20 protein-coding genes are annotated in these 20,834 nt (G+C 46.3%); 19 read left to right on the top strand and 1 reads right to left on the bottom strand.

The genetic code is table 11. The features are described 5' to 3' along the window. Positions 1-45 precede the first annotated feature (45 nt). The 6 genes from DN752_RS17835 (at position 46) to DN752_RS17810 (ending at position 5,332) form a co-directional block, all read left to right on the top strand. Positions 46-1,251, top strand: a complete 1,206-nt coding sequence (locus DN752_RS17835) for an AAA family ATPase (protein WP_112785215.1) — start codon at positions 46-48, stop codon at positions 1,249-1,251. Beyond that, positions 1,248-1,841 (top strand): phospholipase D-like domain-containing protein, encoded by a 594-nt coding sequence (locus DN752_RS17830; protein ID WP_112785214.1) that lies wholly within the window; start codon positions 1,248-1,250, stop codon positions 1,839-1,841. Before DN752_RS17835 ends, DN752_RS17830 begins: the two co-directional genes overlap by 4 nt. Beyond that, a complete protein-coding gene (locus DN752_RS17825) occupies positions 1,813-2,079 on the top strand; it encodes a hypothetical protein (RefSeq protein ID WP_162633257.1) in 267 nt (88 codons plus the stop codon). The genes DN752_RS17830 and DN752_RS17825 overlap by 29 nt, the downstream gene beginning before the upstream one ends. Beyond that, entirely contained in the window at positions 2,079-2,726 is a 648-nt protein-coding gene (locus tag DN752_RS17820; RefSeq protein ID WP_112785212.1) for a hypothetical protein, read from the top strand. Before DN752_RS17825 ends, DN752_RS17820 begins: the two co-directional genes overlap by 1 nt. After that, positions 2,713-4,341 (top strand): hypothetical protein, encoded by a 1,629-nt coding sequence (locus DN752_RS17815; protein ID WP_112785211.1) that lies wholly within the window; start codon positions 2,713-2,715, stop codon positions 4,339-4,341. Before DN752_RS17820 ends, DN752_RS17815 begins: the two co-directional genes overlap by 14 nt. A gap of 316 nt (positions 4,342-4,657) precedes the next feature. Beyond that, positions 4,658-5,332: an SOS response-associated peptidase gene (locus DN752_RS17810; RefSeq protein WP_112785210.1), complete on the top strand. Its 675-nt coding sequence runs from the start codon at positions 4,658-4,660 to the stop codon at positions 5,330-5,332. A 23-nt stretch (positions 5,333-5,355) separates the two neighbouring features. Here the strand turns inward: DN752_RS17810 and DN752_RS17805 are convergent, their stop codons facing one another. Then, positions 5,356-5,850: a DUF4468 domain-containing protein gene (locus DN752_RS17805; protein WP_112785209.1), complete on the bottom strand. Its 495-nt coding sequence runs from the start codon at positions 5,848-5,850 to the stop codon at positions 5,356-5,358. Positions 5,851-5,954: 104 nt separating this feature from the next. Here DN752_RS17805 and DN752_RS17800 point away from each other — a divergent pair, with 104 nt between their 5' ends. The 13 genes from DN752_RS17800 to DN752_RS17740 all read left to right on the top strand — a co-directional run bounded on the left by DN752_RS17800 (position 5,955) and on the right by DN752_RS17740 (position 20,834). After that, positions 5,955-6,293, top strand: coding sequence for a hypothetical protein (locus tag DN752_RS17800; RefSeq protein WP_112785208.1), 339 nt, complete (start codon positions 5,955-5,957; stop codon positions 6,291-6,293). After that, positions 6,287-7,657, top strand: coding sequence for a hypothetical protein (locus tag DN752_RS17795; RefSeq protein ID WP_112785207.1), 1,371 nt, complete (start codon positions 6,287-6,289; stop codon positions 7,655-7,657). The genes DN752_RS17800 and DN752_RS17795 overlap by 7 nt, the downstream gene beginning before the upstream one ends. Then, positions 7,644-8,630, top strand: coding sequence for a DUF6712 family protein (locus DN752_RS17790; protein WP_112785206.1), 987 nt, complete (start codon positions 7,644-7,646; stop codon positions 8,628-8,630). The genes DN752_RS17795 and DN752_RS17790 overlap by 14 nt, the downstream gene beginning before the upstream one ends. 4 nt (positions 8,631-8,634) lie before the next feature. Beyond that, complete coding sequence (locus DN752_RS17785) at positions 8,635-8,958, top strand: hypothetical protein (RefSeq protein ID WP_112785205.1); 324 nt, start codon at positions 8,635-8,637, stop codon at positions 8,956-8,958. Continuing rightward, entirely contained in the window at positions 8,948-9,319 is a 372-nt protein-coding gene (locus tag DN752_RS17780; RefSeq protein WP_112785204.1) for a hypothetical protein, read from the top strand. The genes DN752_RS17785 and DN752_RS17780 overlap by 11 nt, the downstream gene beginning before the upstream one ends. Next, a complete protein-coding gene (locus DN752_RS17775) occupies positions 9,238-9,894 on the top strand; it encodes a CHAP domain-containing protein (RefSeq protein WP_211324065.1) in 657 nt (218 codons plus the stop codon). The genes DN752_RS17780 and DN752_RS17775 overlap by 82 nt, the downstream gene beginning before the upstream one ends. After that, positions 9,866-10,378 carry a hypothetical protein gene (locus DN752_RS17770; protein ID WP_162633256.1) on the top strand — a complete coding sequence of 171 codons (513 nt, stop codon included), beginning with the start codon at positions 9,866-9,868 and terminating at the stop codon, positions 10,376-10,378. Before DN752_RS17775 ends, DN752_RS17770 begins: the two co-directional genes overlap by 29 nt. Positions 10,379-10,443: 65 nt before the next feature. Beyond that, a complete protein-coding gene (locus DN752_RS17765; RefSeq protein WP_112785202.1) occupies positions 10,444-11,259 on the top strand; it encodes a hypothetical protein in 816 nt (271 codons plus the stop codon). A 129-nt stretch (positions 11,260-11,388) separates the two neighbouring features. Beyond that, complete coding sequence (locus tag DN752_RS17760; protein WP_112785201.1) at positions 11,389-11,913, top strand: hypothetical protein; 525 nt, start codon at positions 11,389-11,391, stop codon at positions 11,911-11,913. 227 nt (positions 11,914-12,140) lie between these two features. Continuing rightward, on the top strand, positions 12,141-12,560 hold the full coding sequence (locus tag DN752_RS17755; RefSeq protein WP_112785200.1) for a hypothetical protein: 420 nt from the start codon (positions 12,141-12,143) through the stop codon (positions 12,558-12,560). A 908-nt stretch (positions 12,561-13,468) separates the two neighbouring features. After that, the gene (locus DN752_RS17750) at positions 13,469-14,605 is read left to right on the top strand and encodes a hypothetical protein (RefSeq protein ID WP_112785199.1); all 1,137 of its coding nucleotides are present in this window, start codon (positions 13,469-13,471) and stop codon (positions 14,603-14,605) included. Next, positions 14,605-17,334, top strand: a complete 2,730-nt coding sequence (locus DN752_RS17745; protein ID WP_112785198.1) for an InlB B-repeat-containing protein — start codon at positions 14,605-14,607, stop codon at positions 17,332-17,334. Before DN752_RS17750 ends, DN752_RS17745 begins: the two co-directional genes overlap by 1 nt. Next, positions 17,331-20,834: a hypothetical protein gene (locus DN752_RS17740; RefSeq protein WP_112785197.1), complete on the top strand. Its 3,504-nt coding sequence runs from the start codon at positions 17,331-17,333 to the stop codon at positions 20,832-20,834. The genes DN752_RS17745 and DN752_RS17740 overlap by 4 nt, the downstream gene beginning before the upstream one ends.

The following is a 20,834-nucleotide window of genomic DNA, read 5'->3' as shown; positions in this document are numbered from 1 at the left end:
AAGTTTGTCCTAATTGCAATGATTGCAATGCAATAATTTTATTGCATGAAGGAAATTATCATTGTTTATGGCAATATGGGATCAGGGAAATCCACCTTTTCCCGATCCCTTAAAAAACATCTTCCCTCCTATCAGTATGTATGTCTGGACGATTATCGCAAGGATAATTTTGGGGAAGTCTTAGAAGACGGCCACAATACCCACGAGTTTGAGCACAAGGTAGCCCGGAAAACTAAAGCGGCCATCAAAGACCACCAACAAGTGATCTATGAAACGACGGGTGGCACCCGATTTTTTAAGGAGATCTATGCGGACTTTATCCGCAATCAATACAAACTTTATATCGTTCACATCCACTGCCCACCTGCGATCTGCCTGGAAAGGCACATGAAGCGAGAACAGGACGGGCATTTCCATGTGGTCCCCGTTTACAAAAAGCGACTCGATCCCAAGGAATATATCGAACGACTGGAGGATCGTTCTGCTTGGATCAAGGCTGACCTGGTATTGAATTCAGAAAAATATAAGCCACATGAACTTATCAAACAGTTCTTTCAGAAATTCAATGCAAAAGGCAGCAACCCCGAGCTTCGCCAGATCATTAAGGACTTCGATTATTCCACCGGTCTTAAATGGTTTAATGATCATGTGGAAGGAAAGTTCTTTGTAAAAGAAATGCTATCCTCCGGAGAGGATGACTTTAACCGTGCCCGTCTCAAAAAGGAATTGCATCAGGTACTTGATCAACTGGAAAGTTCAGCTCCTACATCCCTACACAAGCCGGTTCCTGAGCGGAGCCGAAGGAAACCGACTGGGAGGGATACCACACCACCTCAAGCCACTATCACACCAGCTGTTACCGTTAAGGTCACCGAAAGGGCAGCACAATCCCCGGAAGAGCTTGAACTAAAAGAAAAATGGTTGCCACTCTACTCCAAGGCCTCTATGGTTTTTGGGCAGTTGGATTTGATCGAGGATGACGGCAAGCGGAAACAAGCTTGCTTTGAAGTACTGGATCTGATGGATAGGGTATCGGAGGTTTGGCAGGAAGCGGATTTTGTGAAGGTTCACGGAAAGAAACCAGAATATATCGATCAGGGCATGGACGATATGACACCCGAACAAATGTCAAAGCGCATCCGAACCCTTCGCACCTATATCAGCAAAGCCAAAAAAGGCAAACTTAAGAAAGAAAACATCCCCACCTGGGAGGCTGAAAAGGCTGAATTGGAAAGGAGGGTCAGCGCATGAAACTGTTTTCGACCAACGATATTCCAAAACCAATCCCTGACCAGGCAGGAAATCCAAAAGGACTAAGAACCAAGGCCCGGGCATCCTATGCATTGGGAAAGTCCTTATTGCAACTGCAATCGGTCATCGGAGAAATTGACCATGACCAGTGCATCCAATTCAGCACTGGCGGAAAATGGTCCATGCATCACCTCCTGGAATACTTGCTGCTAAAGACCGGTCCCGCCAAGGTATGGCTAACGACCTGGACCATCACCGAGGAACCCATGCGGGCATTGGTGGACATGATCAGAAAGGGGCTCATCACAGAGATCAATGCAGTACTGGATTACCGCATCGAAAAGCGAAAACCAGAAGCCTTGCAATTGGCCTCGAACATTATCACCAATATCCGGCTCACGAAATGTCACGCCAAAGTATTGGTCATCCAAAATGAACAATGGAAAATAACCGTCTTAGGATCTGCCAACCTATCCAAGAATCCAAGGATTGAGGCCGGGGTTATCTTCACTGATGAGAAATCCGCCAAGTTCCACGCCCAGTGGATCGATGACACTATCCATGGAAAGGAGGTATTCCATGGTAAATGAGGAGCAATTGGAGGAGGTGGAAGAATTGGCCGGATGCTTTTTCACCGAAGAGGAAATCTTGGAAATCATCGGACTGGAAACAGCAAACCAAGCTATCCGGAGAGCCATTCGAAAAGGCTTACTCAAGCAGGAAGCCGCCTTGCGCAAAAGCATCATTGACCTGGCCGTGGCCGGATCTAGTCCTGCACAAACATTGGCTTTTAAAATGTTGGAATCCGTCAAAAGGAAAGAGTATTAATGGGAAAGAACGTAGAGAACAATAACGTCCTTCAAAACCGATGGCCGGACAAACCCGATAAGGAATTGACTTTACGGACGGATGTCGAGAAAATCGTCATGTATTTTCAGGGAAAACTGACTGACAATGTCAGCCTGAGTCCTGCCCTGGAACAAAAGATCGAGCGGATGAAAGCCTGTAATAAGCTGATCCAAAAGTATGGTGGTGCCAAGAAGGTCATCGCCATGATGGAGAGCATGTGGGATGTGAGCTTTTCCACAGCCAGGCGCATCTATAAGGACACACAGGAAGCCTTTGGCGAAGTCACCTACTTCAATCGCCAATACCATATCGATACTTATATCCAGATGCTTTTGGAAGGGCTGAGCCTTGCCAAGGATTCCGGGGATAACCGTTCCTATGCCTCTCTGATGAAGGAATACAAGGAAGCTATTAAAGAGTTTATGGGGTCCTCCGAAGCTGACATTTACGAACAAATCAAGATTCCTGAATTCCAAGTTGGTTTCTTTCCTGATCAGCTTAAAACCAAACTTCCCGCCAATTGGAAGACCAAGCTGGAAAAGCTTAAGGCAGCCAAGCGAAAGGACGAAATCGATGATGCCATCATTATAGATACAGAAGATACCCCAGAGGATGACGGAGACTAAGCGCATACATTATAATATCCCCCAGTTGGAGATGAACTTGATCCGCCCACAACTGGGAACCTGTATTTGGGGGCGTGGTACGGGAAAGACTGAAGGCCCAGGAGCGGAATTTATTGCAAGGAATGTCGTGGACATGCCTGGGTCACTGGGTGGCATTGTCTCCATTACGTATGACAAACTGCTGAACATGATCATTCCAGCCCTTCAAATTGGCTGGGAACGGATGGGTTTTAAAGAGAATGTGCATTACTGGATCCGGAAGGCTCCACCCGATCACCTCAAAATCCCCAAATGTTACCGGCAGCCCAGCACCAACGCCCACCTGATCAAATGGTGGAACGGATCTGCACAGCTGCTGATCTCCATTGACCGATTGCACATCGCCAATGGTGCCTCCTTGGCCTATCTCTATGCTGATGAGGTGAAGTTCTTTCCCCGGGAGAAATTCAAGGAAGTACTGCTTACCCTCCGAGGGCAATCACACCTTTATGGTGATCTTTCTTGCTGTGAATCCATGCTGTTGACCACTGACCAGCCACGGCCAGAGATGCCAGGCAATTGGATTTATGATCTGGAGAAAGATTCTGATACGGAAACCGCAGCGGTGATCCTTGCCATCCAGTTTGAAATCAGTGAGCTGCAGGCAAAAAAGGAGAAATCCAAGTCCAAGCGTAAGATCAAGCAGCTTGAGCAGGAGATCGACCGTTATTTGGATGACATCAACGAATTACGGAAAGGCCTTTCATTTGTCAGCCGCGCCAGCACCTTGGACAATGTCCATGCGCTGGGAATGCAGGTGATTGAGAATTATAAGAAGAGCCTTACCATTTATGAGTTTGCCCTTTCTGTGCTGAACAAAAAGCCGGACAAGGCCGAGAATTCCTTTTACCATCTCCTCAGTGACGATAAGCATGGCTATTACGCACCCAATGTAGATTTCATTGATGGCCTTGACTCTAATGGGGACACCCGTCAGGATTGCAGGTGGGATGGGGACTTGGTGATGGAATTGCCCTTGGAGCTGGGATGTGATTACAATAGTGCCATCAACTGGGTGACCATTGGGCAAGATAAGGAATCGAGCTTTGATATCATCAACTCCATGTTTGTGCTCAAACCAAAGAAGATCAAGAACCTTGTTGCCAAGTTTGATTGGTACTATCGCCACAAGAAGAAAGAAAACAATACAGTTATTTTTAATTATGACCACACCGCCATTGGGGAGAACGCCAAGGATGATATTTCGTTTGCAGACGAATGGATCAATGAGCTCAAGGCCAAGGGGTGGAATGTGATCGAGAACTATATTGGTCAATCCTCCTCCCACCGAAGTCGCTTTTATCTCTGGGAGGCAGTATTGGCAGGGGACGAACGATTGCCACGCTTTCGGATCAACCTCGCCAACAATATTGATCTTATGATATCCTTACGTGCCACATTGACCCGAAAAGACAAGAAGGGGGACTTTGCGAAGGATAAAACCAGTGAGCAGAAGAAGCAGATTCCACCCGAGCATGCAACCCATGGGGGCGAGGCGTTAGATTCGCTGGTGTGGGCTAAATTCCGTCCATTGATCGAAGGTAATCGCTCGTTCCCGCTTGTAACCTCCCTTTAATTCCCGAAAGGGCGGATCTCCCCGAAAATCCAAATTTTATTTCGTTTTGTCACATACGGATGCCCTAGCATGCGATGCAATTGCATACACAGGACAGGGCGGGTCGTTAGTCGCTTGCGCGAGGCAGCTTCCGATTTTTTTACAAAAATCGGTAAGCAATTATATTTCAATGGCTTATAAAAAGAAAGTTGAAATAACTTAGTCGTTTTTTCAACTAAACCGCTCCATTACATCCTATTTTATGCTTAAATTGGATGCAATGGAGCGGATCAAAGGCATGATCTTGCTATTTTGATACCTTTAAAACCCAAAAATCATGTGTGGACGATATGGATTACAAAAGGATAAAGAAATATTAGAGGATAAAATTAAAGCCCGGGCCATCGGGGCATTTAGAAGGTGGAAGGGAAAATCCAACATCGCCCCCTCTCAATTGGTACCCATTACTACACTTGAAAATCCAGACGAAATTGATTGCTATCATTTCGGCTTGGTGCCGCATTGGGCGAAGGATAAAAATATTGGGTATAAAATGATCAATGCCCGATCAGAAACCGTGACCGAAAAAGCATCCTTTAAACCACTTTTCAATAAAGGTAAACGCTGCCTGGTCTATGCAGATGGATTCTACGAATGGAAAAGAGAAGGCAAGGATAAGATACCATTTCGTTTCTTTGTCCCAGACCGGGAGATCTTCACCTTTGCCGGATTATGGTCCCGATGGAAGACGCCTGAAGGAGAAGATTATAATTCCTTTACCATAATCACCACCACTCCCAACGAACTAACCGCCCCGATCCACGACAGAATGCCCGTGATCCTAACGGAAGAAGATGCCAAAGTCTGGATGGATCCCGACCAGAACCCTAATGATCTGGAAGAACTACTATCCCCTTATCCTGCTGATGCCATGGATTCTTATGAAGTATCAACGGATATTAACAATACTCGAAATGAGTCTCCTGATTTGATGGAGCCCCTAAAAAAATAAAAAGGGGCGCTAGGCCCCTTAAATCAAAAATCATTATTTGCTGACATTACAAAATGATTGAAATCATTAGCCAAATTTGACATGTCCCTTTTTGCATCTTCCTCTGAATATTTATTTCCAGAACTTATCCCATCATAACTCATATTAGAATATCTAATTTCACCTAAAGGAGTAATGGTGACCCTCGCTTTATTATCCTTCAATCTGATAACAATTGAAGCCATTACAGTGTTATCAGATGTCCCATACTGGGTGGTATATCTGGTTCCAAAAAATCGATACTTACCAATAATGACACCAGATTCCTTATCCCTAAAACTGATCACACTTTCTGCGTTTACAAATGCCTGGTTAAACCATTCATTTGCTAAAATGTAGAGCTCATCCTTATCATGCTCCAAATCTTCATAAGTCTCCACATGGGGATTAGGAGTAAAATTTGTGGAGCTGGAATTTGTTGACATGCATGACGATAGCACCAAAATCGAAAACGAGAGTAGTAAAAATTGATTTTTCATATATATAGTAGTTTTTTTCGCAATATCTAAAAATTAAAACGGGGACACAACCCTACTCCCTTTCTGTCCTCCCCCCTTCCTTAACCGCTCACCATATTAGCATCATGATGAACGGCAAAGGAATCATTCGATTAAAAGACGCCCTCAAATTGATGGATCGGCTGGACCATAAAGGCAACCCGATCCCTTTTACCATCCAGTTCTATACCGCAGACCGTAGACGGAATGAAGGCGGTATGAAAAAGGAAATCAAAGGCGGAATCCTTTCCAAGCACAACAAATCCCTGCCCCTGTACAAGCGGAATGTGGATGGATTTGGCTCCTCCAAGTCCCCTAGGCATCATTACAATGCCACCCGTAATATCCAAGCACCAGAAGGCAGCATCACCAAAGTGCACATCAGACTGATAAAGCAATTCAACGGAATGGAAATCGTATGGTAAGCAACGACGATGGATCTATAGTCTATTTTGAAGACACCCAATCTCCTGTACTCTTCAGCACACAGGAAATTGCCAAAACACCCCCTACCCAACTTCCCCCTTCCCGGGAGGAAGATTCTGACATTACCCCTGTTGCCTTTTGGGGCGAAAACAATGACTTCCCTCAACAGGCCAGAAAGACAAAGGAATCAAATCCCGACTTGGTTTCTGCACTTGACTGGAAAGCACGCGCCCTTTATGGTGGTGGGCTTAAATATCAAATCCGTGACCGCATCACCAAGGAACCGCTGACCAAAGGGGAAATCCTCAAGAATGACCAATTCAAAAAAATGGTTTGGGAAATTGATCAGTTCAAATTCCGGAACCGCCATTACTTGAGTCAGGCAGCCATTGATTTCTACGACCTCCAAAATGCCTTCCCGCAGCTGATCCTTTCGGAAGACCGCCAGTCCATCACGCGGATCGTGGCCATGGAAGCGGAAGATTGCAGGTATGGCAAACGTAAAGACAATGGGGACCTGGTTTGGGTCTATCTTCACCCCAACTGGGAAGAATGGGACAATTCACTGGAGGATGACAAACTTTCTAAAGTAAAGGTCCTCGATCCGCTCAACTCCTACCCAGAGGATGTTAAGGCATTGCGGGGGGATACGCTGCGTTACATTTTCCCGCTTAGCTATCCAACGGGAAAGAACTATTACCAATTGTCACATTGGTGGTCTGTAGTCGTGTCCAAATGGCTGCCTTTCGGCAATATGATCCCCGAAGTGAAAGCCGCCATTCTCAAAAATCTCGCCCTGATCAGGTACCACATTGAGATGCCCGATTATTGGATGCCTGACCGGTATAAAAACTGGATGAGCATGTCTGATGAGAAGAAGAGAAAGGCCATCGAAAAAGAATTTAAGATCATTAACGATGTGCTTACCGGGGCCAAAAATGCCGGAAAATCAGTGTACACGACCTTTAAGACTCTGCAAAACAAAGAATATGGTGGTTGGAAAATCACGGCAATTGATGACAAAATGAAGGATGGTGCCCTGCTGGCAGACAGCTCTGAGGCAACCATCAAAGTTTTCTCGGCCACTTCGATCGATCCCGCTTTGCATGGATTGATTCCCGGGAAAGGTGGTTCAAATCGGTCAGGCTCCGACAAAAGGGAAGCCCTGAACATTTACATGAGCCTGATCACTTCCCACGTGGACATTATTTGTGATCCATTCAATTATGCCAGCTGGTACAATGGATGGAACACCGAAGAAATAGAAACCCACTGGTACACCCAGCAGCCAATTTTGCAAACGCTTAACCAGGTACCGCCTTCACAACGCGAAACCGTAATCGAGGACAATGATGCTAATTAATTCCACCGAAGAGCTGAAAGAATACATCCCTGCGAGCATTGCGCTGGGATTTGATGATATAAAGCCAAAAATCAGGCTCGTAGAGCGTGAGGTGATCAAGCGGATCTTCTCCTCAGCCATCTACGACCGTGCTACTAATGCGGGGGCAGCGGATAATGACCGAGCACTCAAAGAGCTCTTGTCCGAAGCCGTTGCCCACTTGGCTTTATTGCAGTATATCGACATGGGGCAGGTTTTGATTTCCTCCTCAGGAATTCAAATTGCTTCAAACGAAAACACCAAGACAGCTTTTGAATGGCAGATTGATGGGCTGAAGAAACAATGTTCCCTTCAGGGATGGGGCGCCGTGGAATCTGCCTTGGCCTTTATGGAAACTCTGCCGGAAGGCGATCTATTGACAGCATGGGAGGAAACAGACACCTATAAAGATTCCCAGATGTCTGTGTTGAGCACCTTGAAGCAATTTGAGCAGTATGTCAGCCTTCACCACTCGCGGGTATTGTTCAACAAGCTTCTTCCTACCATGACCGACCAGCAGGAGAAAGTGAAAGCTGCCCTTGGAGACAGCCTCTGGACAAAAGTGGTAGGCTACTCATCCGAGGAAGATTCCGCCCAAAAAACTAGGCTCCTAAGGGTTTATAAAAAGTGCGGCAAGGCGTTGGCTTACTTTACCGTGGCGGAGGGATTCGTGGATACCATGCTGGTACTTTCCGACAATGGGCCCTTAGTGATCGAGGCCATGCAATCCCGGATGCCTAAAGCAGTAAAAACAGCCCCCGAGGACCTGGTCAAGTTCATTGCTGAAAATTACCGTGGCAAAGCCAATGGCGTCATCACCGATTTACTGGCCTACCTCCAAGAAAATATCGAACACTTTCCCGAATTCAAAGACTCCGAAAACTATATCGACGATGAAGATCAGACGGATCACATCGCACGCAACGACCCCGACTGGGGATTAGCTTTCTTCTAGACCTATGGAAATCAACACTTCTATCCCCCTATGGGGCGTAATTGCATTTGCACTGCCCACTGTCACGGCAGGATTGGCCACCTTGATCAGGATGTGGTACAAACAGCAGGATCAGGAAAAACGGATCACCGAACACCAGACCGAAATCGAAAAACAAGAAAATGGTCTAAAGGAAATCCGCGACCTGATATCCAAGAAAAACCAACAGGTATTTCAAGAGGTCAAAAAACTGGACGGAAAATTCCAACAGCAGGGCAATAGTCTAATCGAAATCAAAACCATGCTCTCCCTTCTGATGAGCAATAAAATCAAACACGATGATAACTAAAATAAAAGAACGCCTCCTTTCATTTATCAAACTCTGGCCAGAACTATGGTCAGTGCCTGTTAGCATTCTCCTATTTGCCGCTTCCATTCCTATAATCCGGTGGATAGATCCTACTGCAGGAGTATTTGATTGGGGAATATTTCAGACAGTATTGGTCACAGTGGTCATCTTGCCGATTCTCAGTACTGCGGCCTTTATGGGCATCCGCTTTAATTTCAAATTCCTGTTCGACTATTACCGAAAAACAGTCTATATCAAAGATTACTTAAAACTGACCCCATGGCAAAGACTACTATTATTCTGCTTGGTCTATCTCTCCTTATTGCTTGCCGGAGTGATCCTGGTAGCCGCCTACCTGTAGAAGACCTACCGTCATTGCGAACGGAGCGAAGCAAAGTGAAGCAATCTCCTCTTCCTGAGGAAAGATCGCAGCGCCCTTCCAAGGTCGGACTCGCGATGACGGATACACTAAGTATCCGTCATCAGGTCACAGCCACATTCCTAGAAGAAGTCGGCCAACTGGAGGTTGGAAAAAACAACCATGGCCCAGCTATCAAAAAGTATTTGGCATCGGTAGGACTTGGAGAAGGCTACGCCTGGTGCGCGGCCTTTGTGAAGTGGGTGCTGAGTGAAAATGGGTTACCGGCTTCAGGGGCCAATGCCTGGTCTCCAAGCTGGTTTCCCGCCTCAAGGGTAATCTATCAGCGAAACAGCGAAGCAAAAGGCAATCCACAATCTGGGGATGTGTTTGGGATCTATTTTAGCACAAAAAAGCGCATCGCACATGTAGGATTTATCCACGAATGGACAGAAAAATACGCCGTCACCGTGGAAGGGAACACCAATGATGCCGGATCCCGGGAGGGCGATGGCGTCTATAGAAAGAAACGACTTAAACGACAGATCTATGCAGTGGCCGACTGGATTACTCATTAGTGCACTATTGCTCCTATCCTCCTGCTCTGTATTCAAGACCAAGCAGAAGACTTCTATCCGACAGCAGTCGGAAAGTAAAACGGAATTTAATCAGCAAATCATAGATGAAGCCCAAAATGAATTCGAACAATCATATGACCAATCCTTTCGGGAATTCGAAGAATCCAGACTTACGGTTTACACCAATGGCAAACCGATCAAGATCAATGCTAACGGTGAATTTGTCGGAGAAGCAGATTCAATCCGCCATAGCACAAGACGAGATACACGGTCGAATATTCAGGGAACGGAACGAGGAATATCGAACACAAAAACTGAATCTTCTATTGAAGGAAGTGCAGAGCAATCCGATAACCTAGAAGAAGACGATTTGGATATGGAGGTCGAGCGAAAGCCCAACCTTGTCCCCTATATGGGAGTCGGTATCGCCCTGGCCATCGTCATAGGCGCGATCATCCTATTCATCAAAATAAAAACGCCTTAGTTGTGCGGGGGCTCCGCCCCCGCACCTCAAAACCTTGAGTCTCCGAATCAACTAACCAAATAGCCATGCATCAAATCACCATACGAAATACCAACTATCCACTACCCTCAAGGTGGGACGAGCTGAGCCGTAAGCAACTCATTACTGCGGCTTGGCTCTCAACCACCAAGAAGGCTGGGACTGATCTGGCCAAGCTCCTATTCCTTGTACTCACTCAATCCCTGCCATGGTGGAAGCGGATAAGGCTCCGCTTCTTTTACTTATTTCAGGCAAATATCACCGAACGTGGAGATTTGATTTTCATTACCCGATCCTTTGCCGAATTCCCGGATTTTACCACCCAGAAAATAAAAAATATAGGGGGTAGATTTGTCCTATTTTCGGGACCACTGGACAGGCTGTCCAATTGCACCCTTTGGGAGTATATTTTGGCGGAAAAACATTTCCTCGATTACCTCAAGACCAAGGACGAAAACACGCTCGATAAATTCATTGCGGTGATCTACCGTCCCAGACGGAAGAAGACCGCTCCGGATTACGCTTATGATTGTCGGCTTCCACTGGTGGATGGTGAAGTTAACGAGCGGGCAAAGAAGATAAAGGCCATTGATCACCGAACCAAAATCGCCATCCTTATGTGGTTTGATGGCTGCCGAAACCTACTGATCAAAAACTTTCCCCTGATTTTCAAAAAGGAAGAGGAGAAACCCAAAGGCAACAAACCAAGAAAATCCAATTCCGGAGGATGGGTTTCCCTAATCCAAAGCCTGGCAGAAGACATGACCCAAATTGAGGAAATCGGAAAGACCAACCTCACCGTTGCACTCACCGATATCAGCCACCGCATCCAAAAAGCCAATCAAAAACCCAAGAAGAAATGAAAAATCGTCATTGCGAACGAAACGAACGTGAAGTGCGGCAATCTCGTCTCCGAGGCACAAGATCGCTTCGCCCTCCCAAGGTCGGACTCGCGATGACGTTTTAATGTCTATTGTCTAAAGTCTATACCAATGATCAATTACACCGATTACGAATCATACTTCCTTAACCTGGCCAAGGATTACAAACCCATCAGCCATACCGAAGATTCACCTCGATTTGCTTTTATGGATATCGACGAGATCCTAAGCGTAGCCCAGACCGCCATGAACATGGCTAATCCCTGTATGGTATTGGAAAACCCCGAAGGCGAGCTTGAGTATATCAACTCCAATATCCGGGACACCAATTATGGCGCCTTCATGATCCTACAGCGGGTAACCATTCAGAATGCCGAAGATAAACGCTTAAAGATGGACAACTGCAAGCAAATTGGTATGGCCATCATCAATCAGATGTTCCGGCACAAGGTCCAACTGGCCAGTGGACGAGGCACTGGTATCCCCAAGATGCTGTCTCTCTTCGACCTCAGCCAAGTAAAGTACAACAAAGTCGGCCCCGTATTCCAAAACTGCTACGGATGGCGTTTTGAAATCAACATGGCCCAAGGCTCCCAACTCCAATACGTAGAAGACGATTGGTATTCTAATGATTGATACCGTCATCGCGAGCCTGCGAAGCGATCTCGTCCCCATAGCACTAGATCGCTTCGTCCTCCTATCGTCGGCCTCGCGATGACGTAAATGCCACCTCGAGCGGAGTCGAGAGCCTCATGATCGCCATGCCATAATCGGTTGTGCTGGGTCTCCGCCCCAGCACTTTACTAACCCAGAGTCTCCGACTCAAGTCTAATATCTAATATCTAGCGTCTAACATCTAACTCATGAACCTCGAAGTCCTCAACATACTGACCAACTGGACCAAGCGCACTGAAATGATGCTGCGCATCGAAAAGAAGCGGCTAAAGGTCGACGACACCGAAAAGCTCGACCGTTCCTTGGACCATCAAGTGAGCCAGAAAGCAAACGATCTTTTAGAGGCTGAACTGGAATTCCTGGTCCGTGGACGATTTGTGGACATGGGCGCCGGACGCGCCAGAAAGATCGAATCCACCGAAACCAACGCCCAGCTCCTCAAAATCAAAAAACGTCGTCCAAAAAAATGGTACTCCCGTACCTTCTATGGCCGCATAAACGACCTCCAAGGGATTTTGGGCTACACCCTTATGGAAGCCGCTATTAATTCAGTAAAGGAGCCATTGGAATCAAGGTCTAGAGGGAATGTGGGGAGACCGAGATTGTAGGAATCAAGTTTAACTAATAATTTAAATCAAGCTCAAAAACATCTTTCTAATGATAATCATATTGGAGAAAGCGAGTAATAGCCTCCAGGAATCTGTGATTTAGTAAATAATTTATTTACTTTAAGTAAAAATACATTTACATTTGAAAAAGGAAAAGCAGACCAAAAGCCTGCTTTCCTGAAATTTTAAAACCACATGTTCTCTAAATTGGTGATTTGAATGGGTTGATTACCTCTCAGCCCTATTCCAACGTTGGAGAATTGATTTCCATAGTTCCAATATGGAATTCAACCCGAACGCTAGAATCAAAAGGATTATTTCATACTGCATAATTTACCTCCTTTCTGATTTTAGTTTATTCAAAACCTTGAACTCTTTCAATCCAGAAGCAGAGAGTTCAAGGTTTCTCTGTTTCTGTACCGTTCAACATAGTTTAAAGATAAAAATTAGCTTTTGATGTGCCATTCATTTTTTTAACAAGTTCTTAGAAATCCTTATAAAACCACAATAACCTACTGTATATCAGTTATTAAAAATTATATAGATATAAGAGTTTATTAATATACTTTTTAAAATAGCAAATTAAAACTCTTTAGTTATTCAATTATAATTCCTAAATTGTACTTAAATATTTCGCCGAAAAAAGGCCAATTCTCATAATTGAGGATTGGCCTTTTTTCGTTTTTACCAACTAAACCAACAATTACCATGATTCAGATTTTAGAGTTTATTGTTAATTCGGCCGCATTTTACTTATTTATTTGTTCCTGGTTAGGAAAAGGATGGAAGCATCCTAACAGGCGTCCTAACAAATAGCTGTTAACAAAGGTAACTTAGTGAGGAAATAAGACCCCAATCGCCATGCGATCCAGTCTTGATACTTTCATCTTGAATCTTGATTCTTCAAAATGGCCTCATCCCTCACTACACCATTACCAGCCATCCACCCGGTTCTGGATCCACTCCAAGCTACCTTTGCTGATGATGCGGATCCAGCTTCTGGCAGGGAAGGTACTTCCGAACTCGAATGCCAACTCGAAATCGAAGACGATTACGGAAGTGATTCCTTTCGCAGGATCGGAGAGTTTTTGAACCCCTACTCCTACGACACCGATCAAGCGTTTGTATTTCTACATCGATCACTGTCCGGAGCCTTGGCCTTTCAACGGCCTGACCTTACATCATCCGCCGTTCAGCAGATAGATGGCTTGGTGAAAAGGTACCGGGTACAGTCGCGGGACGTGGTAGATGGCATAGAAGCCACTGCCTTCAGCCAATCGGCCATCTTTCACGCTTGGCTGGCCGGACAAAGCTATGTCCACAATCTAAATGATTTGGTCAGCGATTCGGCTTATCTATTCCTGACCAGTCGTCCATTGGCCAGGAGGTTGTTCAAGAAGGAAAAAATCACCCTCTCCATCCTTCCGCTAATCTCGGGAGCCGCCACCTTGCGCACTGTGGTAAAGTACCTGGATGGCACCCCGGATGATACGTTTAGCAGTTCCTTGGGATCCCTTACCCAGTACCGACCTGTCTATTGGAATTATACCCTTCCCGCAAATTTTGACTTGATCAAATCAGTCGATATCGATATTACCGGATTGACCGGTACGGCGGAAAAATTAACCTATAGGTTAATCCACCACAGGCCAAAGTACTTCTCCCAAATCTATTATGGCAATAGCCTTGGTGGATTTGACAGCCTGCCGCTCACGGGGGTCATGGCCCTTTCCAACCAACCCACTGGCGAAGTGTTCGAAACGGCCGTGGTGCCTGATCATGACGGACAGGAAGGTACCTACCGCACCTTCAATCAAAAATCCCATGATTCCATGATCTTGCGCACGGGATATATGCCTCTGGAGGAAAAATTGGCATTGAAGGATATGACATTACGTAACCACACCTACCTGGTAGAGGGCAACAAGCTGCGGAAGCTCCTATTGGAAAATACCGACCACCTAATGCGTACTGATGGGGTTTATCAGCACACTGCGGAATTTACCGCCCGATTTGCATTTGACAACTTAGCTTATTCTCGATAATGGCCGGAATCTGTCACCAATGGACGATACCTCAAGGAGAGGTATCGCAATATCTCGTCAATTACACTCCTGTGGATGGTGCCTTGACGAATGTCTCCATGACCGAATTGGAAGCTTACGACAATGGCGATGGCACCAATACCATCTACCTCTGCTCTGAGACTGCCCCAACTTTTGAGGATGCCAACAACCCCGGACAGACGGTCTCTTTTCCCTACACAGTTACATCTGGAGGATCCTGCACAGACCACACCATGTGCAATCCCAACTCCCCTCCCCTAGAGTTATCGCTTACCGTAATCGCCTCACCCTCGGAAGGAGGAAGCGCAGTGGACGAAACAGGTGAATATATCCATGAAGAAAATGACATCGTCCCTCTTTTAGCCACGGCCAATGAAGGCTATCAATTTGTAAATTGGACCATTGACGAAATAGAAGTGTCGGATCAGGCTTCCTTTGATTTTGTCATGCCCGATTCGGACACGTTTATAACGGCCAACTTCGAAGAGGAAGCTCCGCCGCCCGATCCTGACCCGGATCCGAAGCCTACCGAACCAGGTGTTCCCGTAGCATATTTGCCCTTAGAACTTAGGGTTGCGGGCAAATCCATCCCTATCGACCAGCTTACGCGCAAACGCATTACCGGAATATTCACCAGTGATCTGGTGGGGGATTACTCCTATCCCATCACCATTCCGCTCGATCAGGCGCTCATGACCGCCTTGGGCCTGCCTAATGATCCCCAAACAGCATGGGACTTTTCCGTCCCTTTTGATGCGGAACTGTGGAAGTCTGGCAATAGGATCTATAAAGGGAAGCTCGAAATACTAGAGGCTAACGATGACACCATCGAAGCGGTATTTGCGCTCAATTCAGGATTCTTTGTTTCCGCTTTCGCCGAAACCAAACTTGGGGACTGCTATGAGGATGAAGATATCATCACCTTGAACGAACCAGAGGAGACGTTTAAAATCTTCAGCATGTTCCTGTCAGGATTTTCGACGGCCGAGCGTGTGGACACCACTGTAAACGGTACCACTAAGCAATGGAACCGTGCCGACTATGATATATCCGGAGAAGTCCAGGCAGGACAAGAAGATCAATATTATAATCACGTACAGGAGCAGCTGAGTATTTTTTATCAGGATGTGCTGGACTGGCTCCATTCGCTGGGCATCCCCATGGAAACCAGTGTGGTCTATTCGAATGATGAAATAGGCCGTGGAAGTTATATCAAGGTAATCGAGCAAAGCACCGCACTCACCATTAGCGTTTCCGGATTCACTACCAGAAGAGGCGAATGGATTGAATTTAACAACAGAAACCTTCGCGTGGGAGAGGATGATGATATCCGGTTGGACATGTCAAATTTTGACAATTTTGATCCATCCAAAAGGATTGCCTTTCCGCAACTATACAACCGTGAACTATATGAAGGCAATAATGCCGTATTTGATGGTCAGGTAAACCGGTACGATCCCAACGGTTATCTCCATATCACCAATTCTGTGTTCTCCACCTGGGAAGATGCCACCAATTGGGAGCACACGGCCATCCCCTTTCTTTACCTTACCGAAGTCGTCAAAAAGGTGTTTGCCAAAGCGGGAATCGTGGCTTCTGGTGAGTTTTTTGAGGAGGACATGGTTAAGCACATGCTCCTTTACAATAATCGAACCTTGGATTTTGTTGAGGTGAAAAGCACTTCCACCGGCAATAGGGTGAGCCGCATTACGGGCAATCTTTACAATCCCGATATCGACAATCCCAATTACAGCTATCGCAATGTCCTGGACCTGGCCATCAAGGTCAAAAACCATCTCCCTGATGTTTCGTGTCCTGAATTCCTGAAAGGCCTCAAAAATTTCTTTGGCCTAAAATATGACTTCAATCCCCTTCAAAACCGGGTGGACATCCGCTTTATCCGAAACATCATCCGGAGCAGGGACGTGCTGGACCTGACCAAGCAGGCGCACCGCGTGTACACGCTGAAACATGCCCAAGAAAATGGCTTTTCCTTTTCCTATGACAACCCGGACCCGCTGTTTGCTGACGGTCTGAACAACCAACCTCCGGAGGCTCCTGACTATACGGTGCAGAAATACACCGATATGACAGCCCTTAATCCTGAACTGGAAGAAATCGCCTTGGTGCAATCCTTGGGGGCCTATTTTCGATTTGAGAAGGCAAAGGATGAATCCCCTGCTTGGGAGCTATATGCTTTTGTGATGCAGGATGAGGAGGCATCCGAATTTAAGATTGACAAACCCCTGACACTCTACTCCCTAAAAGACGCTTGGGTGGATGGTAAAAAACTTCCTGCAATCGAGATGACCGCCAACAATCCCGAAGCGGGAATTGAAAACAAGGAGATCGGATTAAGGATATTTGGATTTTACGGTCAGCAAACCGCCGCCAATGGCGATCCCTACTCCTTTGCTTCGGCCAACCATTACAAAGCCGATGAAACCGTCAACGCCAACCAATATGACCTTAATATCCGATCGGAGCACATGGGCTTTTGGTGGAAGGATTTGGAAACCATTCAGGGCAAGCCCCGGATTTACGAATCGGTGTTATTACTATCAGATGCGGACATGATCAACCTGTCCAAGACATCACTTATCCGCATTCGTAACATTGTATATCTGATCGATGAGATCGAAGAAGCCATCACAAGGGACGAACAGACCCTGGCCAAAGTGAAGATGTACAAGGTAAAGACTAAATGAGCCAATCCAGACTAGCAGCCCAACTCAAACGACTCCTTCCCGGACAAGAAAATACCCGTATCAGGCAAGGCATCATGGCCGCCTACATCAACAATACAGGGTCGGCTGCGCTGAATTCCAATCAGCACAATCATGAGATCGGACAGATCTATGGCCTTCCGGAAGAACTGGAATCATTTGTCAAGACCGATGGATCCCGGGACCTCACGGCACCACTGGTCAGCCCCTACGCACTGACAGATGATCAGCTTATAAACCTTGGCCAGTCCAAAGGGCTTTTCTACACGAAAACCCAGATGGATGACTTTTTTGCCGGCACTACCCCGAAACTGGGCTACAATAAAAACAACTGGGACACGGCCTACACCCGGAGCATTACCGGTGGAAACTTTAACGAAACTACGGGTAACCTCTCCTTTACCCGACAAGGGCTCTTCGGATTGACCATCAACTTGGATGGACGATATATTCGAGAATCGGAGAAAGGCATAGTCAATGGCGTGGCCACACTCGATCTTAATGGGAAAGTACCCCTTTCCCAGATCAATGATGCCTTGCTAGGGAATGTCAGCTACCAGGGGCAATGGAACGCAAACACCAACACCCCAGCCTTACCTGATCCCACTACCGTCAAAGGCCACTATTACGTAACCCAAACCGCAGGAACTTATAATGGCACCTATTATGAAGTGGGAGACTGGGCGATAGCCGATGGTGTCATTTGGGATGTGGTCAGGAATACTGATGCCGTAGCAAGTGTTTTCGGTAGAACAGGAGTCATCACCGCCCAACCGGCAGATTATGCTGCTTTTTATGAGCCTATATTCAGTAAAAACACTGCATTCAATAAGGATTTCGGAACGGCTGCCGGCACGGTAGCGCAGGGGAATGACAGTAGGATTTTGAATGGTCAGACGGCCTTTGGTTGGGGCAATCATGCGTTGGCTGGTTATCTCACCAGTGCAGATCTCAACGGCTACGCCACTGAAAGCTGGGTAACATCGCAAGGCTATGCAGTATCCGGCACCGGAGGCGGTCAGGTGCGAACCAATACCCAATTGGATGCGAGATACCAGCTATCGGGCGATTATGTTTTTTCCAGACCCCAGATATCAAGTGGAAATGCTTCTGATGGCGGCACCATGCAGGGAGTGACTAATTATACACTATTTACTTCCTCAGCCACTAATCTTCCTCTTGCAGAAACAATATGGGTTCAGACTATTCAAAATAGTAGCGTGTCTGCTACAAGTGTCCAAATTGGAATTACCCAATCTGCCAATAGGTATTTTTTTAGGTCTGGTAACCTATCCCTTAACCCAAGTACTTCATGGAGAGAGATGTGGCATTCTGGCAATCTATTAAATCCTGCCACAGAATCATGGGTGACATCACAGGGTTACCTTACTAATGCAGATCTTGCTGGTTATGCTACAGAAAGCTGGGTAAGCTCTCAAGGCTATGCGTTGGATTCTGCGGTTATACATAAAACTGGCGATGAGACCAAAACCGGTATATTATGGGGCGCTTCATTCTCTCCTTTCAGAATCAAAGGTACCGGTTCGGGAAATTCCAATGTAGGTTACTTTTCAATTTATGAGATCGATGGGGCTACCAGGCAGGCTTTTTTAGGGTTTGGATCCTCATCTACGGGTAGTTTAGATATCAGGAATGACGTTTCAAGCACGTCTATCCGTCTAGATGAAGCGGGCGGCATCAATGGACTTCAATATTCGGACGGAATTTCCAATCGAACAGTATGGCACAGTGGCAATCTCTCCACCCCGGCCACGCAAAGTTGGGTACAAAGTGGGTACGAACCCCTATTCTCCAAAAACACTGCATTTAACAAGAATTTCGGAACTACTTCAGGTACCGTGGCCCAGGGGAATGACAGTAGGATTCTGAATGGACAGACGGCTTTTGGATGGGGCAATCATGCGCTTGCTGGTTATCTGACGAGTGCTGATCTGAATGGCTATGCTACAGAAAGTTGGGTGCAATCGCAAGGTTACACTATTAGTGGTACTGGGGGATCCCAAGTGCGGACGAATACTCAATTAGATGCAAGATACCAGCTATCGGGCGATTATGTTTTTTCCAGACCCCAGATATCAAGTGGAAATGCTTCTGATGGCGGCACCATGCAGGGAGTGACTAATTATACACTATTTACTTCCTCAGCCACTAATCTTCCTCTTGCAGAAACAATATGGGTTCAGACTATTCAAAATAGTAGCGTGTCTGCTACAAGTGTCCAAATTGGAATTACCCAATCTGCCAATAGGTATTTTTTTAGGTCTGGTAACCTATCCCTTAACCCAAGTACTTCATGGAGAGAGATGTGGCATTCTGGCAATCTATTAAATCCTGCCACAGAATCATGGGTGACATCACAGGGTTACCTTACTAGTGCAGATCTTGCTGGTTATGCTACAGAAAGCTGGGTAAGCTCTCAAGGCTATGCGTTGGATTCTGCGGTTATACATAAAACTGGCGATGAGACCAAAACCGGTATATTATGGGGCGCTTCATTCTCTCCTTTCAGAATCAAAGGTACCGGTTCGGGAAATTCCAATGTAGGTTACTTTTCAATTTATGAGATCGATGGGGCTACCAGGCAGGCTTTTTTAGGGTTTGGATCCTCATCTACGGGTAGTTTAGATATCAGGAATGACGTTTCAAACACGTCTATCCGTCTAGATGAAGCGGGCGGCATCAATGGACTTCAATATTCGGACGGAATTTCCAATCGAACAGTATGGCACAGTGGCAATCTCTCCACCCCGGCCACGCAAAGTTGGGTACAAAGTGGGTACGAACCCCTATTCTCCAAAAATACTGCATTTAACAAGAATTTTGGCACGACATCAGGTACGGTAGCGCAGGGTGATGACAGTAGGATTTTGAACGGTCAAACAGCTTTTGGGTGGGGGAATTTCCGAGACTACGGTTTAGGTTATGCCGTTGTTTATTCGGGCTTAAACACAGCCGGACAAGGATTCTTTCTTGCACCTACTTCGGCAACCGGTGCTCCATCAGGGGCGGTTGGTAACCTATGGGGTATAACTCATATTGGAGGCAGCTCAAGAAGGGTTCAGGAAGTTATGTCAGGAGCGAATTACCAGAGCTGGCAAAGATACTACGACGGGAGTAGTTGGTCGGGTTGGTTTGAAAAGGCAACAATAGGCTCTGGCTCGGGACAGGTTAGAAGTAACGGACAACTTGATTCTAGATACCTCCAATCATCCGACCTGAATGGCTATGCGACTCAAAGCTGGGTGCAATCACAAGGCTATGTAATCTCCGGAACCGGAGGCAGTCAAGTCCGTAACAACTCCCAGCTCGATTCCAGATACTCCCAAGTCGCCCATAACCACGACTCACGCTACGGCAGGGTGGATCAATCAGCGGATACCATAACAAATTTTTGGAGAGGGACACAAGCGCAGTGGGATGCCCTGGGCACCAAGCCAAGCATCGCCTTTATAAAGGATTAG

This window comes from Echinicola strongylocentroti (assembly GCF_003260975.1).
Taxonomy (GTDB): Bacteria; Bacteroidota; Bacteroidia; order Cytophagales; family Cyclobacteriaceae; genus Echinicola; species Echinicola strongylocentroti.
This window is presented reverse-complemented; position numbering and strand designations above follow the sequence as displayed.